Annotated in this window: 31 protein-coding genes; 3 read left to right on the forward strand and 28 right to left on the reverse strand. The window is 34.5% G+C overall.

All coding sequences use genetic code 11. The features are described from left to right. Nucleotides 1–20: 20 nt before the first annotated feature. From A6049_RS01775 to A6049_RS01815, 9 genes are all read right to left on the reverse strand, one after another. The gene (locus tag A6049_RS01775) at nt 21–392 is read right to left on the reverse strand and encodes a hypothetical protein (RefSeq protein WP_063562938.1); all 372 of its coding nucleotides are present in this window, start codon (nt 390–392) and stop codon (nt 21–23) included. Between the two features lie 37 nt (nt 393–429). Further along, a complete protein-coding gene (locus tag A6049_RS01780) occupies nt 430–669 on the reverse strand; it encodes a hypothetical protein (RefSeq protein WP_063562939.1) in 240 nt (79 codons plus the stop codon). 24 nt (nt 670–693) lie between these two features. Continuing rightward, the gene (locus A6049_RS01785; RefSeq protein WP_063562940.1) at nt 694–1053 is read right to left on the reverse strand and encodes a hypothetical protein; all 360 of its coding nucleotides are present in this window, start codon (nt 1051–1053) and stop codon (nt 694–696) included. 37 nt (nt 1054–1090) lie between these two features. Then, entirely contained in the window at nt 1091–1585 is a 495-nt protein-coding gene (locus A6049_RS01790; RefSeq protein WP_063562941.1) for a hypothetical protein, read from the reverse strand. A 40-nt stretch (nt 1586–1625) separates the two neighbouring features. Further along, complete coding sequence (locus tag A6049_RS01795) at nt 1626–1841, reverse strand: hypothetical protein (protein ID WP_063562942.1); 216 nt, start codon at nt 1839–1841, stop codon at nt 1626–1628. 20 nt (nt 1842–1861) lie between these two features. Continuing rightward, on the reverse strand, nt 1862–2101 hold the full coding sequence (locus A6049_RS01800; RefSeq protein WP_063562943.1) for a hypothetical protein: 240 nt from the start codon (nt 2099–2101) through the stop codon (nt 1862–1864). 196 nt (nt 2102–2297) lie between these two features. Further along, on the reverse strand, nt 2298–2660 hold the full coding sequence (locus A6049_RS01805) for a YhjD family protein (protein ID WP_063562944.1): 363 nt from the start codon (nt 2658–2660) through the stop codon (nt 2298–2300). After that, nucleotides 2660–3010, reverse strand: coding sequence for a YolD-like family protein (locus A6049_RS01810; RefSeq protein WP_063562945.1), 351 nt, complete (start codon nt 3008–3010; stop codon nt 2660–2662). The genes A6049_RS01805 and A6049_RS01810 overlap by 1 nt, the downstream gene beginning before the upstream one ends. Beyond that, entirely contained in the window at nt 3007–4248 is a 1242-nt protein-coding gene (locus tag A6049_RS01815; RefSeq protein ID WP_063562946.1) for a DNA polymerase IV, read from the reverse strand. Before A6049_RS01815 ends, A6049_RS01810 begins: the two co-directional genes overlap by 4 nt. A gap of 159 nt (nt 4249–4407) precedes the next feature. On the opposite strand from A6049_RS01815, the gene A6049_RS01820 reads away from it, so the two are divergent. Together A6049_RS01820 and A6049_RS01825 are read left to right on the forward strand one after the other, a co-directional pair. Then, complete coding sequence (locus A6049_RS01820) at nt 4408–4905, forward strand: stalk domain-containing protein (RefSeq protein WP_063562947.1); 498 nt, start codon at nt 4408–4410, stop codon at nt 4903–4905. A gap of 99 nt (nt 4906–5004) precedes the next feature. Next, nucleotides 5005–5451 carry a hypothetical protein gene (locus tag A6049_RS01825; RefSeq protein WP_063562948.1) on the forward strand — a complete coding sequence of 149 codons (447 nt, stop codon included), beginning with the start codon at nt 5005–5007 and terminating at the stop codon, nt 5449–5451. A 50-nt stretch (nt 5452–5501) separates the two neighbouring features. Here A6049_RS01825 and A6049_RS01830 read toward each other — a convergent pair whose 3' ends face one another. Next, complete coding sequence (locus tag A6049_RS01830) at nt 5502–5858, reverse strand: hypothetical protein (RefSeq protein ID WP_063562949.1); 357 nt, start codon at nt 5856–5858, stop codon at nt 5502–5504. A 127-nt stretch (nt 5859–5985) separates the two neighbouring features. On the opposite strand from A6049_RS01830, the gene A6049_RS01835 reads away from it, so the two are divergent. After that, entirely contained in the window at nt 5986–6753 is a 768-nt protein-coding gene (locus A6049_RS01835; protein WP_063562950.1) for a copper amine oxidase N-terminal domain-containing protein, read from the forward strand. Between the two features lie 54 nt (nt 6754–6807). Here the strand turns inward: A6049_RS01835 and A6049_RS01840 are convergent, their stop codons facing one another. The 18 genes from A6049_RS01840 to A6049_RS01915 all read right to left on the reverse strand — a co-directional run bounded on the left by A6049_RS01840 (nt 6808) and on the right by A6049_RS01915 (nt 13295). Continuing rightward, nucleotides 6808–7089: a hypothetical protein gene (locus A6049_RS01840; protein ID WP_063562951.1), complete on the reverse strand. Its 282-nt coding sequence runs from the start codon at nt 7087–7089 to the stop codon at nt 6808–6810. 44 nt (nt 7090–7133) lie between these two features. After that, complete coding sequence (locus tag A6049_RS33115; RefSeq protein ID WP_161490525.1) at nt 7134–7307, reverse strand: hypothetical protein; 174 nt, start codon at nt 7305–7307, stop codon at nt 7134–7136. Nucleotides 7308–7322: 15 nt separating this feature from the next. Next, on the reverse strand, nt 7323–7688 hold the full coding sequence (locus tag A6049_RS01845) for a hypothetical protein (RefSeq protein ID WP_063562952.1): 366 nt from the start codon (nt 7686–7688) through the stop codon (nt 7323–7325). 9 nt (nt 7689–7697) lie between these two features. Then, nucleotides 7698–7901: a hypothetical protein gene (locus tag A6049_RS33120; protein WP_063562953.1), complete on the reverse strand. Its 204-nt coding sequence runs from the start codon at nt 7899–7901 to the stop codon at nt 7698–7700. Continuing rightward, nucleotides 7885–8076, reverse strand: coding sequence for a hypothetical protein (locus A6049_RS01855; protein ID WP_063562954.1), 192 nt, complete (start codon nt 8074–8076; stop codon nt 7885–7887). The genes A6049_RS33120 and A6049_RS01855 overlap by 17 nt, the downstream gene beginning before the upstream one ends. Nucleotides 8077–8079: 3 nt before the next feature. Further along, the gene (locus A6049_RS01860; RefSeq protein WP_063562955.1) at nt 8080–8535 is read right to left on the reverse strand and encodes a macro domain-containing protein; all 456 of its coding nucleotides are present in this window, start codon (nt 8533–8535) and stop codon (nt 8080–8082) included. Beyond that, a complete protein-coding gene (locus A6049_RS01865) occupies nt 8528–8713 on the reverse strand; it encodes a hypothetical protein (protein ID WP_063562956.1) in 186 nt (61 codons plus the stop codon). Before A6049_RS01865 ends, A6049_RS01860 begins: the two co-directional genes overlap by 8 nt. Before the next feature lie 41 nt (nt 8714–8754). Continuing rightward, nucleotides 8755–9120 (reverse strand): hypothetical protein, encoded by a 366-nt coding sequence (locus A6049_RS01870; protein ID WP_063562957.1) that lies wholly within the window; start codon nt 9118–9120, stop codon nt 8755–8757. Nucleotides 9121–9174: 54 nt separating this feature from the next. After that, nucleotides 9175–9411 carry a hypothetical protein gene (locus A6049_RS01875; protein WP_063562958.1) on the reverse strand — a complete coding sequence of 79 codons (237 nt, stop codon included), beginning with the start codon at nt 9409–9411 and terminating at the stop codon, nt 9175–9177. Then, a complete protein-coding gene (locus A6049_RS01880) occupies nt 9408–9620 on the reverse strand; it encodes a hypothetical protein (protein WP_063562959.1) in 213 nt (70 codons plus the stop codon). The genes A6049_RS01875 and A6049_RS01880 overlap by 4 nt, the downstream gene beginning before the upstream one ends. A 95-nt stretch (nt 9621–9715) precedes the next feature. Then, on the reverse strand, nt 9716–10228 hold the full coding sequence (locus A6049_RS01885) for a siphovirus Gp157 family protein (protein WP_095205921.1): 513 nt from the start codon (nt 10226–10228) through the stop codon (nt 9716–9718). Nucleotides 10229–10274: 46 nt separating this feature from the next. Continuing rightward, nucleotides 10275–10613, reverse strand: a complete 339-nt coding sequence (locus A6049_RS01890) for a hypothetical protein (protein WP_063562960.1) — start codon at nt 10611–10613, stop codon at nt 10275–10277. Between the two features lie 44 nt (nt 10614–10657). After that, nucleotides 10658–10822 (reverse strand): hypothetical protein, encoded by a 165-nt coding sequence (locus A6049_RS33125; protein WP_161490526.1) that lies wholly within the window; start codon nt 10820–10822, stop codon nt 10658–10660. Between the two features lie 2 nt (nt 10823–10824). After that, complete coding sequence (locus A6049_RS01895) at nt 10825–11058, reverse strand: hypothetical protein (protein ID WP_063562961.1); 234 nt, start codon at nt 11056–11058, stop codon at nt 10825–10827. A gap of 4 nt (nt 11059–11062) precedes the next feature. Next, nucleotides 11063–11422, reverse strand: a complete 360-nt coding sequence (locus A6049_RS01900; RefSeq protein WP_063562962.1) for a hypothetical protein — start codon at nt 11420–11422, stop codon at nt 11063–11065. A 106-nt stretch (nt 11423–11528) separates the two neighbouring features. Beyond that, a complete protein-coding gene (locus A6049_RS01905) occupies nt 11529–12404 on the reverse strand; it encodes a hypothetical protein (protein ID WP_063562963.1) in 876 nt (291 codons plus the stop codon). A gap of 125 nt (nt 12405–12529) precedes the next feature. Further along, nucleotides 12530–12799 (reverse strand): hypothetical protein, encoded by a 270-nt coding sequence (locus A6049_RS01910; protein WP_063562964.1) that lies wholly within the window; start codon nt 12797–12799, stop codon nt 12530–12532. 241 nt (nt 12800–13040) lie between these two features. Continuing rightward, nucleotides 13041–13295 (reverse strand): hypothetical protein, encoded by a 255-nt coding sequence (locus tag A6049_RS01915; protein ID WP_063562965.1) that lies wholly within the window; start codon nt 13293–13295, stop codon nt 13041–13043. Between the last annotated feature and the right edge of the window lie 9 nt (nt 13296–13304).

Genomic DNA, 13304 nt, shown 5'->3' on the forward strand with positions numbered 1-13304 from the left:
CTTATAAAATGCCACTTTTATCAATCCTTTCTATGTCTGCTTTCCATTCCCTTAGTTATAAACACTACTCCAATTGCTGCATAGGTTACATAATTACTAATAGCATCTACATATTCTTTTTCGAGAAACTTATCAAAATAATATGATAAACAAATTGTTAAAATCACTATAAATATCAAAGTCGAAGTTGCTAATATGCTTTGAATTTTTCTTCCTAAATTATTCTTTGTAAATTCCTTTGTTATATTAAAAAAATCAAAAACCGTCAGAAAAAATGCAATAACCGCAGCAGCAGCAGTATAGTTACTAGGAACATCAAACTTTAAAGAAGCTAGAGCCAACAAAATATAACCAACAGCAAGACCATAAAGTACAATAGTATTGTTTTTCAAGATAACTCTCTCCTTTGTATGTAAAAGTCATATTTCATTAAGCTTGAGTTGCAATTATATAAGTGCAAAGTTGAGATATAGTCATTTCATCCATCTTGTCAGTATAATCTACATTTACATTTAAAAACTTTGAGGCTTCCGTTGCAATTTCCTGCATTGTTTCGTCAGATAAAGACTCTCGTAGACCTCGATTGTATATATCCTCATCTTCTATCCACCATAATACTTCTTCCATTATGTAGTTGTATAACTTTTGTTCATCTTCTGAAATGTGCATATCCTACCTCCTTTTTATCCAAACTCACATTTTATCAAGAAATTTATTGATAACCTCTGCATCAGAATTTAACTTCTCATATTTATTTATTTCTTGCTTAGTATTAAAACTTGAACGTTCTGCTGATTTCTTTGCCTTATCAGCTCTAAATTCTTTGACTTGCCATGGTTTAGCTTTTCTTGTTTCAGGATAAGATTTCGAGACCATTTCTTCAGCATCTACTTTTAGCACTGGAGCAATGTCCCATCTGATCCCAACTTCACTCATACTATAGTTTTTGACTCTATAGATATCTTCCTCTACACCAGAAACTTCAAATTGTTGATCTATCTTATTGGCATACCAATATGAATCACTGCTAGACTTCTTGATTTTAATATGCACAACGATCATCCTTTCAGACGCGAGTAAAAGATTCGTTTTACTGCATCTCCTGTTTCTTCTGCTTAACATAAAACTCTTCACCTAGGGTTTGTTGTTTAATATCATCTTCAGACTTTTTATCACCAAAACCTTTAGTTTCATTTTTTGATCTTTCCCAATCGTGCTTCATTAATATGCTAATGCAATTTCGTAAATGTTCAAGCATCTTGTAGTCTCTATTACCTTCTTCAATTGCCACCAGCGTATTTTTAATTTCAATGTCTAACTTACTCTCTTCATCCTTGGATGGATTCAGGCTTACTATTAAATGAGTGATTAGTTCTCTAATCCTACCTTCATCTTGATCTTTTGAGTAGATCTGATTATACAGAAGCGCAGTATTCTCTTTTACAGTTTTTCGCCAATTTGCCCTTTCCTCAGTTATGTATTTAAGAGACATGTTCTTATCATTTGTTTTTTTCGCTACTATTCCGGATATAATGGCAGCTATTACTGAAGAAGATAGAATTGCTGTCAATACAGTTGCATCCATGTCTTAACCTCCATAATCTACTTAAGATGAAACTACTCTTTTACTTAAAGTTCGTTTCAATAACTTCAAATACTTCTCCACATTCATCTTTTAATTTAATAGCAGCATTTTCAGCTCTTACTTGACTAGTATATTTCTTTGCTGTAATTTCACTACCAACTGTTACTGCAATATATTCATCTTCCCTTGCTAACTTTTTCTTTCTTAGGAAATATTCCGTAGAGTTCAATCCAAACTTACGCATCAATATGTACAAGAAACTTCATCTCCTTTAAATTAACCGTATCCCACTTGTTCTCCATCTATGTAACGTTGCAATTCATTGAAAAAGTGTTCAGCAGAGTCAAACTCGTTATAGCCAATTCTAGCTGCTATTGCATCTGCAAACTCATTGGTTGTTGTATCAATTCCCTGAGCATTCATCCATTTATATATTTCACTCATAAGTTTATGTTCTTTAGTTTTAACAGCCATATACTGCTCAAAAGTTTTCGTGATCCCCTTAGTCACCTTCAAGTTAATTATTGCTCCCTTCTCCGTGAAAGACTAATTTTACTTTCTCTTATTACCATTATAATCCTTTAATCATCCTGTTCAACACAATATCGTATGTATAAAAGAACTGCGTATCTTGTCGTTAACAACATATAACTTGTTATTTCTTAATGTTATTTTATTATCTTTATTCTTAAAAGTCAAGTAACAAATCACTTCATGTCTTAGTTAGATCTATTTTCATGTAATCAGCCAACATAACTAATACATCTGTTCTAACCCTGCTCATTAGTGGATTCATTTGATGCTGATATTTACGGATTGAGTAGGAAATATACAAATTGTCTTTAGTTCTTTTCTGTTCGATAATTTTAATGTCACGGTCTCTTAGTGTTTTCTTCAGCTCATATATATCAGCAGTTATTCTATCTTGTAATGCATTCAAATATGATTTTAATTCTTTTTTTAATATGACACTGCTCTCATCTATCCTCTTCTTGTCTTCCTCTATGACATCTAACAGTAACGGCATCTCAGCATATTTTTTCACCAACTCCAACTCTTCAGCACTTTGTTTCATTATTCAAATACTCCTCCTTTTAATCTAACCGCAATCAGTTTCGGTATATCAATCCACTCGTAATCGTCTTCCCATTCAACTCTTATTTTCTTCCCTATTTCATTAATATTTGAAATTATTCCGCAGACCAGTCTTATCGCATTCGAATCAAATACTTCAAATTCAGCCTCTTCTGTATATCTATATGATATTCCTATGTTTTGATAAATAACTTCCCATTCGTCCTCGTGTAAAAGTGGTTTAGATAAATCGTTATCTCTTGAACGATGTTCAATGATTCTTTCTTTATGTTGTGGCAGCATCATACGACTTGATTCCCACAGCCCATTTGCCTCCAGTTTTTTGCTCATTTATAGTGACCTCCAATTTTATTTGATCTGTCGATTGCCTGACCAGCAGAAGTGATCGAGCTTGCTCTAAGTATGGCTATGTCGCCAAATCGATCCTTGATGTCATCCATTACCTTATCAATTGCTCTCTTCTGTTCTTGGTCATCAAATAAAGACAGTTGATAAGTCTCAGCATTGGAGAGGTTGGACAAAGATATTCCAACTCGTCTTACAGGTTGACCGTCCCAATGGTGTCGGAATATTTGTTTAGCTATCTTACACACATCAACTGTTATGTTTGTGGGATCTTGAAGTTTAACCTGTCTGCTGAATCCGGTTGGATGTTCAAAATCTGCACCAGATAAACTCATCGTGACCACGCTACCCATCAACCCCTTTTTCCGGGCACGTCTGCAAACCTCAGTACAGATGTCTTGAATGACTACTTCAATCTCCCAAGCTTCGGAATAATCCCTAGGCAGCGTCATACCGTTCCCAATATCCTTTTGTACACTATGAGTATTAATTGTTACTGGAGAGTCATCCAGTCCATTTGCTACTCTCCAAATAACCTCTCCGTTTACGCCCCATTTGCTTCTCAATTTTGACAGAGGAGTATTCGCAAGCTGTCTTATTGTTCGAATGCCCATTTTCCATAAATGTTTTTCCATCCTAGACCCAATACCCCACATATCACGAATTGGTTTATCGCCTATGTGTTGATGAAGCTCTTCTTTTTTAAGGAAGAATACTCCACCTTCAATTTTCTTAGCGATCAGGTCACAGCAAAGCTTACTCATCACCTTGTTGGTTGATATACCTGCTCTTGCATAGACTCCCGTTTCATTGTAAATCTTGTCTTGAATCTGCTTTGCTAAATCAATGGGATCATTGCCAAAAAGGTGTAGTGATCCTGACACGTCCGCGAAAAGTTCGTCGATACTATAGGGTTCCACTAAGTCGGTAAACTCTTCAATAATGGACATAATTTGAGTTGAAACTTCGATGTATTCCTGCATGTGCGGTCTTACGATAATCAGTTCAGGACACTTTTGAAGTGACTGCCATAGAGGTTCAGCCGTTGATACACCTTTCGCTTTAGCTAAAGGACATGCAGCAAGTATTATTCCCGAACGTCTTGCTGGATCTCCTGCAACTGCCAATGGTTTGTCTTTATATTGTGGCATTTTAGCCTTTTCAACACTGGCATAAAACGACTGCATGTCAATTAACATGATTGTCCGCTCTTTTTTACTCATTTATCTCACTCCCATAATTAAATAAGAACGTTTGTTTGCATTAGTATTATACACCGAACAGACGTTCTTTATGCAACAGGAAATTTTTGTAGTTCACATAGATATTTAAGTTGTATAATACAATAAGCAATCTATTTCACATAACAGAGGAGAATTACGATGAAGGACAAGTTAAAGGGGTTAGTGATTGGTATTCTGATCGGATCAACAATTACAGGGGCAACAGCATTTGCAGCTACTACTACACCAATTAAAGCAGCAATCCAGAAAGTCAGTCTTTATGTAGATGAAACTAAGAAATCCACAACTGATGCAATAACGTACAAGAACACTACATATATCCCAGTTAGAAGTATGAGTAATGCAATTGGTGAAAAGGTTTCATTAAAAGGGGATAATCTTTATATAGGCAAGCAGCCAACTGCAAAAGTTAGTTTAGATAAAGCCTTTGACTTAGTTTACAGCAAAATAAAGAAAGATGCGGATGAGTACAAACTTCATTTCATGGAGGATGGCACAAGTGAAGGGAGATATGTTATTCGCGCATATGAAGACTTCCCTGATCATATCGCTACATATGGATGGTATCACGTAGACATGCAAAATGGAGCTGTTTATTGGTATGATCTTGTCAATGATAAAATGATAAAACTATAGGGTGGATTTCTCCACCCTTTCTTCTAATAAATCTTGTCTTTCAAATGATGTTGTATAAGTGTTATAATTTGGAAGACAAGTTATGGGGGTGCAGTTCAAATGAACGAGGAAGAATTAATTAGTTATATGACAGGAAAAACATTCATAAAGGTATTCACTAAAAACGAAAGCGAGCTTCTGATTGAGTATTATTCTAACTTTAGTGAATATAATGAACACAATCCTGAATCAAATGTAAGTGAATCTGATTATAATGACTTTTTTACCAAGGTTACTATACAAAAAATAATGATTAGTAATAGCGCATTTGCCTTACGTTTTTTACCATCAACAAAATCAGTTTCAATTTCATTAAAGTTTACAGATACTTTATATTCCGTTGAACTTAATGAGGAAAAATTATCTGAATTTCTGAGTTTCAGCCTAAGTTCACTATACACTAAAGAATTATGGTTTGAAAAATTTTCTAATGTTTATATTTATGACAAGAAAAATAGGGAATTGCTGTTCAATCAATTTGTCAAAGTAGAACAACAGACGGCGTAATGCCGTCTAATTTTCTAAGAAGATGTATATGAATTGTTCAATTCATCAATTTAATCGAGATACTTATAATGCATGATCACTTCACGATAAATTGGTATTCCAAGTAAACGCCTTACGATCACATCTTCTCCTGTATAAACTTTCTTTCTAGTTATTTTACTAATCACATAATATTCTCCATGATCCAAGTGTAAGTAATCAGTCATTACAAAGTTTCTTAGTGACTGCTTAACATAAACTGGTTCGTGATAGGGAAATTTATTACGCTCCCTAGTAGTTGACCTTAAATTGATTATCTTTGGAGTCGTTATAATGTATTCGCCTTCAACGGCTGTTCTATATTCAAGTTTATATTTTTTCTGTCCAAGTATGAACTGTCCTTGTTCATTAATATAACCTGCTCCCATAGCACATCCCCTTAAAATATGTATTTCATAAAAAGTACGAATTAGAACTCTCGGAAAATAGTGGAACTTATGACCTACAAGTGATACTATAGACTCATCTGTCTATATTAAATTGGAGGTTAAAAGTATGAAGAAACGTACAGTAATAATTTCTACAATTGTACTTTCATCAACAATGTTTGTAACGGGAGCGCTAGCAGCTTCAAATGGCTTTTCAATATTCATTAATGGTTCCAAACTAAGTACTGAAGCAAAAATTATAAACGGAACAACATATGTGCCTTTAAGAGCTATTTCTGAGTCATTAGGAGCACAGGTGGACGTAAATAATTCTCAAAAGAATATTTATATCACAACCAAAACACAAGTTCCCGCCAACACTAACACGGTGAATCAAGGAACAAACAACACCCCAGCACCATCAAATAGTTCACAAATCGCTACTAGAACGAATCCTGCGAATGTTGGAATAGTTGTCCCATTTGAAGGCAAGACATCCTCTAATCATGTAAAAGGAAACATTTCTATCAGCGAAGTTATCCGTGGTGATGCTGCATGGAAAATTATCTATGACACAAATAGCTTCAATAGACTTCCCAATGATGGGCATGAGTACATATTGACTAAGATTAAATACGAGCTTAAATCTAGTGCAAATAGTGAAGTGGCTGAAGAAGTTAGTGATTATGACTTCACTTTGGTTTCTGGAAGTGGTGTAGATTATCAAAGAGCCTCTGTAGTGCTACCTGACCCACAATTTAGAACGAAAATCTACGCAGGTGGTTCTTATGAAGGATGGGCTGCTTTTATGGTTAAAACTGATGACCCTAATCCATTGTTGGCTTATAACAGAAAACGGGATGGTTCAAGTGGGATTTGGTTTAAACTGAATTAATTAAAATAAGGTTGTCCCTTTAAGGGGGGCGACCTTTTTTATGAAACACGCATTTTATACGGTATCGTTGACAAGCTCAATCAACCTATTCAGATTTCTTTCATATTCATCCTTGTTATCACGACACCAACTCAATTCGGACTTCCATTGTCTTATTAGACCTTGAACTGATTCTCTGTATATACTCTTTATTTGGATCTCATCACCCCTTATGGCAAAGAGTACGGAGTAATACTCTCCATAAAAATATTCGAGCAATTCCTTAACTTCATCGTTATATACTTCAGATTCAATTATATCTATATCATCCCTCGACCTCATACCAATATAATACATTTTTCAGTACCTCCATTTTCTAATTGAAATAGACCTTTTATCTTCTATCTATTGATCCCATCAATATTGATTCCTAGAATTCCAAGAGTTGTTCTGATAGCATCCATTTTATATTTGTAGATCAGGTATTTAGGATGATTTTTCTGTTGAAAACAAATCTGACGTTTTTCTTTATAGTCATTGTATTTACTAAGAAGTTCCTGCTCTCTGTTCGTCATAATTTTTGCCTCCGTTTAAGAATTCAAAACTGACATATCGTAGTCGGATTCAATAAACTTGATTGTCTTATTTCTGTTGCAGTCATTACCTAGGTATGTATAAATCTGATCCATATCTTTTGTTGTAAAGCTAGTCTCCAAGTAATCATTAATGATTGCTCTGAATCTCTTTTGCCAATACAAACTAACTCCCTTACAACTTGGCCTTGATAACCAAGCCAATACTTTTCTCTTAATGTCAAAATCAGACTCCACATCACTAAACAAGAAGTAAATATTATTTTTGGGTTCTATGATTAACTCGAACTTAGAGTTAATAAAACAGTTTGGCGAGTGACGTTCTGCTATTCTCATAAACTTTTGAACTTCAATAAGATTCATTTTCCCCTCCTAGTCGTATAGAACGAATGTCCCTCTTGGGGCAATTTCAATCCGATCAATAAAGTCTCTCTTTTCTAAATACTCAATATCAAGTTTACTCCAGTAGCCAATCAAACCTTTAACTACAGGAAATCTGTATCTCACGATTCCAAGCTTATTAAGCACTCGTTCACATTTCTCGTAATCTTCAGACAATCTAACTATGTATTCCATTCACTTTTCCCCTTTCTTTTAAGGTTTCAGTATACTCATCATAAATCATGTTGAATGCTTCTTCTTCTTGTTGTATAAGGCTCTCTCCAACATCGATTCCATATCCTGCGTTACAGCCTTGGACAAAAAAGTAATGTAGCATTCGTTTTAGTTCGTCTTTCTTTATATAGGGCATACATTACGGCTCCCATCTGTACAATGTCACTTCATAATCGCTGAATACTTCTTCAATAATCCCATAAACAACTTTCCAGTCTCCATTAGCCAATCCACAACCAATGTTATATGGCAATGCCACAGTATAACCAAACTTCTTTGCCCGTAACTTCAATGACTCAAGCGCAGACTTCAAAGCAGCATAGTCTGTGTATATAACATTCTTATTTCTTCCATATATAGCCTGTCCGAATAAATTAGCAACAACTCTCTTTTCATTTACCTTGGTCGTCCAACATAGACCCAGTAATTTATCGCCATATTCATGACATGCTAACTGGTAAAACGGATAAGCATCACGGTACTTCTGTTTGATTGCTTTAGCTATTCCTGATCCCCAGACACCTTTAGTATTTGTTTGATGTCCAATGATATCTTCAGTAGCATCAAGCAAATCACCATCGATTATTTTAATCATTCGCATTGTCCTTTCTTTGATGGGCATATAATTCATAGAACTTTGTGAATAATTCACCACTAGATGGACTTCGTTTAATTTCAAACTCAATTTCTCTTGTTCCTAATTCCAACATAATCTCTTCTTTTATGTCTCCGAGTTCTTCGAGTTGTTTTTCATGTAATAAATAATAGTCCAAAGCTTATTCTCCTTTCCTGTGAAACGTGCCTTTTACTTAGACTATGATTGCAAGTCATCTACTCTAACTAAGCCCCATTTCTCTTCGTCGTCTGGTGTTGCTTCTCTGACGAACTTTGCCTGAACATGAGGACACAAACACCCATCTTCTTCTCTTACAATCATTTCAATAAGATTGTCTGCACACCATGATCCCTTATTGTATCTAAACTCAACATCTTCATCCTTCCAAGACTCCGGTACGTCCATTACCATCCTAATAGTAAAATCCATAACAACTGTTCTGTTTCTAATTACACATTCGGAAGTATGTGACTCTCCAATCAAGCTATGGCAATAAAAACAACGATCTGGTTTACCTGCTGGTCTTGCTGCATATTCAGTTACAATCCAATCTTTTCTTCTCATATAGCTACCTCCAATTTTTGATGAAACAGATCTTTTGTAATAATTATATTATATTTACTCTTTACTTTTTTTCTCTAAAGCATCCAGTGCGGATTGCATCCTTTGTACAGTTTCCTCAAGCACCTGCTGCGCCCAATACTCCAAAGGATAGTGTCCAACAAACACCTCATCTTCTTTTAGCATTTCTGCAAATGAAGAATGGCTAACGATTAATCTTACTAAGCTCTCCTCTAAGGGTGTTGCATCAGTTATGTACTGGATTAACATTTCTGCAAAAATATGATTGCTCAATGCACTTGGCCTCCTAGCTCTCTTTTATGTTTAATATCTGCTATCTCAGGGAAGATTGCCATGAATAAATCTATTACATCTAAATTTTTACGCTCCCCATTTGTTGTGACGTATAAGCCAGGGTTTTGACTACCCTTAGTAACTTTTATGCCCAATTCTTCAGCTAATATCATCATCTTGTCTAAATCAACTGATTTGATGTCTTTCAATTTATGTATCGCCTCCTTATAAAAATAGTGGTATAACAACTTGTTAAAGTCATCATACCACTATTTTTATAAATTGTACATATATTTATTCTTAATTAACTGATTCTTAAATGTTTTTTGTCACTTACAAGTACTGCACCTTCAACTTCCAATCCATTTTTCACGTCTTTGAGAAGCGCCTTACTATCAATCTTAGGTTCCTGTTCAATTTTATATGTATCTGGTATCTTCGCTGGATCAATTATATTGATTGACGGTGGATTTACCTGAAGTTTAACTTTAAATGTACCCGCATTGACTTTATCAATCTTACTGACTTCAAGTGTAGTTTGCAAATAACTCTTTAGACCATCAAACTTATTCTGAAGGTACTTGCGTTTCCTTTCAAGTCGCTTTTCCTCATTCTTAAATGCCTCAATATCTCCTTCAATATTCTTCATGAACTTCACAGTATTCTCAACCTTAACTTCTACTTCATCTTCAATTGACTCCAGTGTTTCAATGTACATCTGCAAATCATCTTCAGTCATATCCTCATCATCCCAAGCTGCATCAACAAACTGATTAAAGCGTCTGTACTTCTCTCCAAGCTCATAAAGTTTACTCATTCATTATTCTCCTCATATATGTATTATTCTTGATAAATTCTATGTTTCATTTAGACCATTCAATCTCATTACTTTTATATTTCTGCATCCCTACCTTCAAGTCGTACATCACACCGTTTACGATCTCTCTCATATCGTGAATATCGATTGGCTTTGTGAACTTAGAAAGCTCTTGCTTACATGCTTCGATGATTCCTTCTAAATGTGCAACTTTATCTTCCATTTTTAGTCCATGAGAATAGAAGCGTCTATCTTTAGTAATACACCACTCACCATCTTCAAAATAGATTAAAATTTCTGTATTTGGGTGATCTTCATCTTTTAAAATATCTCCAACAATCTCGCTTACAGCATCTTTATTCGTTGTTGTTTCTTGAAAGCTCATATATATTCTCCTCTCAATATTTTGATAAAGTTTACATTTCAAAATCATTTCTTTTTAATTCTATCCTTGACCCAATAGAATGCTCTTGAAGAATACATACTTACTATTAAAAATGCTATAACTAAAGCTACGACTGGATACATAACGATTCCTAGCGGTGTAATACCGCTTTTAAATTTCATATAATCCTCTAGCCAATTTTGTTCCATTTCTATTTCCTCTGATCTTTCACAAACTTATGTATCTCAATCAATTCCTTAAAATTACGTCTGTACATCATTTCATCTACTTCTTCAATAATACTAATCATTGCTTCCTGATGGTCACTACGCATAGCTGATGGACAATCTAATGTATTTGGAATGGCTGCAACATGTAACTCTTCACTTTCTGTACAGCACTGGTCAAAAGCATTCCATAAACAATGTGTATTGTTGCAGTTCATGTATTCACTCCTCCCATTCAAGTGCTACACATCCATAATAATTACTATTAACGAGAGAATGTCCACCCGGTACTTCACTTGTTAGTTTGGCAAGAGCATCATTACTATCATGCATTTCAATTGCAGAGTCATATACTTTGAAGTGAACTCTTTTCTTTTCTGGAGATTTTTCAATTGATGAAACATAGTCAACTCTTTTACAAGAGAGGGCATAATAGCTTTGACTTCCATATTGCTTAATTCCATCGAATAAGTTCCCTGTAAATTTACCAAGTTTCTTCGTTGCTCTTCCTTCGCAATCTCCCTCGGTCGAAAATTCCCAAACACCATTTACATCAAAGCTGTCCGACTCTAGTTTCTTCAACAGAGCTGCCTTTTCTTCAACTTCTTTCCGAAGCTTATATATATCGTCATGTATATTAATCTAAATCATCTCCCTTTCTCCGTGAAAGTCCTCTTTTATACAGAAATTAATATCCTTCAATATAGTCAGTTACTTTTGATACTAGATGTTTTCTATTCGAAACTACTGGTAAAGAAGCTAATGTCCTTCCTGTGACACTTTCAACTAGTTCAGCCACATTCTTCCCAATACTTTTATGTATTTCATTCGCAACAGACAATTCGTTAACTTCGCCATTCTCTATTCTTTCTTTGGTCATCTCTATTCTAAATCTGTATGACGCAAGCTCCAATGAATCCATATGATCAAGAGGTTTTGCGTTTTCATGTAAGCCTTTTAGGGCATTATACTGTTTGATACTTGTTACATTATAACTTCCCTCATAACCTTTAAGAAAAAAGTTGGAGAAGTGTTTTGGGCTAGTAGCTCCCACCTTATTTTTAAGAATGAGCTTCATGTCGCTATTTCCCTGTCTCGTTGAGTCTCTTTCCTCAGTGCGATCTGACTCAGTTAAAAACAAAACCGACCTATGAGTATCTTGCTCTATATTCAACAAGTAATTTCTTATTTCAACCGCAACCATTGAGTCTCTGAGGAGTTGGCCAATTCTTAATATTGCTCTCCTAGGTATTACGGTAAAAGAAGATGAATTTTTTCCAATTAAACCCATGTCCTTTAAGGACATCAGTTCTTGCCCTCTTAAAACTTTCAAACCATCAAATTCTAATTCGGATCTATAATCTTTAATTGTTGAATTAATGGCTTCCTTACCAACTTCAAAGTAGTTTGCAACCATCTGGATTGTCGCATTCACATCATCAGGCAAAAGAGATATTTTTTTAACTTTATCAAGAATATATTCTTTGTCTATGTTCTTATCTCGCTGCTCCTTGCTTTCCAATAGCTTTTTATGCATTTCCATATCAATATGCTTTTCTTTCAACTAATGCGCTCCTTTTTATTGTCTTTTAATTTCATCGACAATGTTGTATTATTAAAGAGCGATTGCAGAATCGTACCAAACCACTGGTATAGGGCATCATCCTTCCAGTGGTTTTTAATTGGGCGTTATGCGAAGTTATCGTAAATAAATTTCTTATCTCTTAGTAAGTTGACGGCATTCCCCATATATTCTTTTAATAATTTGTTCTTATCAAGGACTCCAGTTAAAAGCAAATCCTCATGATAGCTTAAAAGAAGATCAATATTTCTATTTTCTTCCTTGTAAAACTCAATCATTTCAACTGAATATTCTTCTTTGTCCTGCAATTTACTCATCTTGGTCATAGCCTTTTCCAAATATTCTTTTACCCATTTAATTTTTTGTGCTGTATTCAATTTCAAAACTCCTTCTGATTGTTAGTTTATTTTTTTATCTATGTACTTTTATTGCTTCTTGTTATTGCTTTTTGGTTTTTATGTTCAATAAATTAGTTGTTATGAACTAATGAATTATCAATAGAATACTGAGGCAAGAACATAAGCGTAATACTCCAACACTGGTGGACTTCTTAATTTGAGATAGTTTGAGCTATAAAATGTATTAATCAATTTCTCACCTCCTTTCTTTTTCAAATTTCTATTTCATTAACTTATTGAAGTACTCATGAATGAGCTCATCATCAGACATAGCCTTCTCAATAATGCATTTTAAGTCTTTAATTTGGATATCTTTAGATCCGTTTTCTTCAATTTCAATCAATAAATCATAAAAGAACTTACCCGTGTTAGCAGAACCTAACTTAAATGCCTTATTTATAGTTGAGTATTCTGCCATTTCTTTAATAATCTCTATATAAATCTTATCCAGTTCACCTGTAGTGTCTCTATTCAACTTCAATTC

This window comes from Paenibacillus sp. O199, assembly GCF_001636635.1.
Classification (GTDB): Bacteria; Bacillota; Bacilli; order Paenibacillales; family Paenibacillaceae; genus Paenibacillus; species Paenibacillus marchantiae.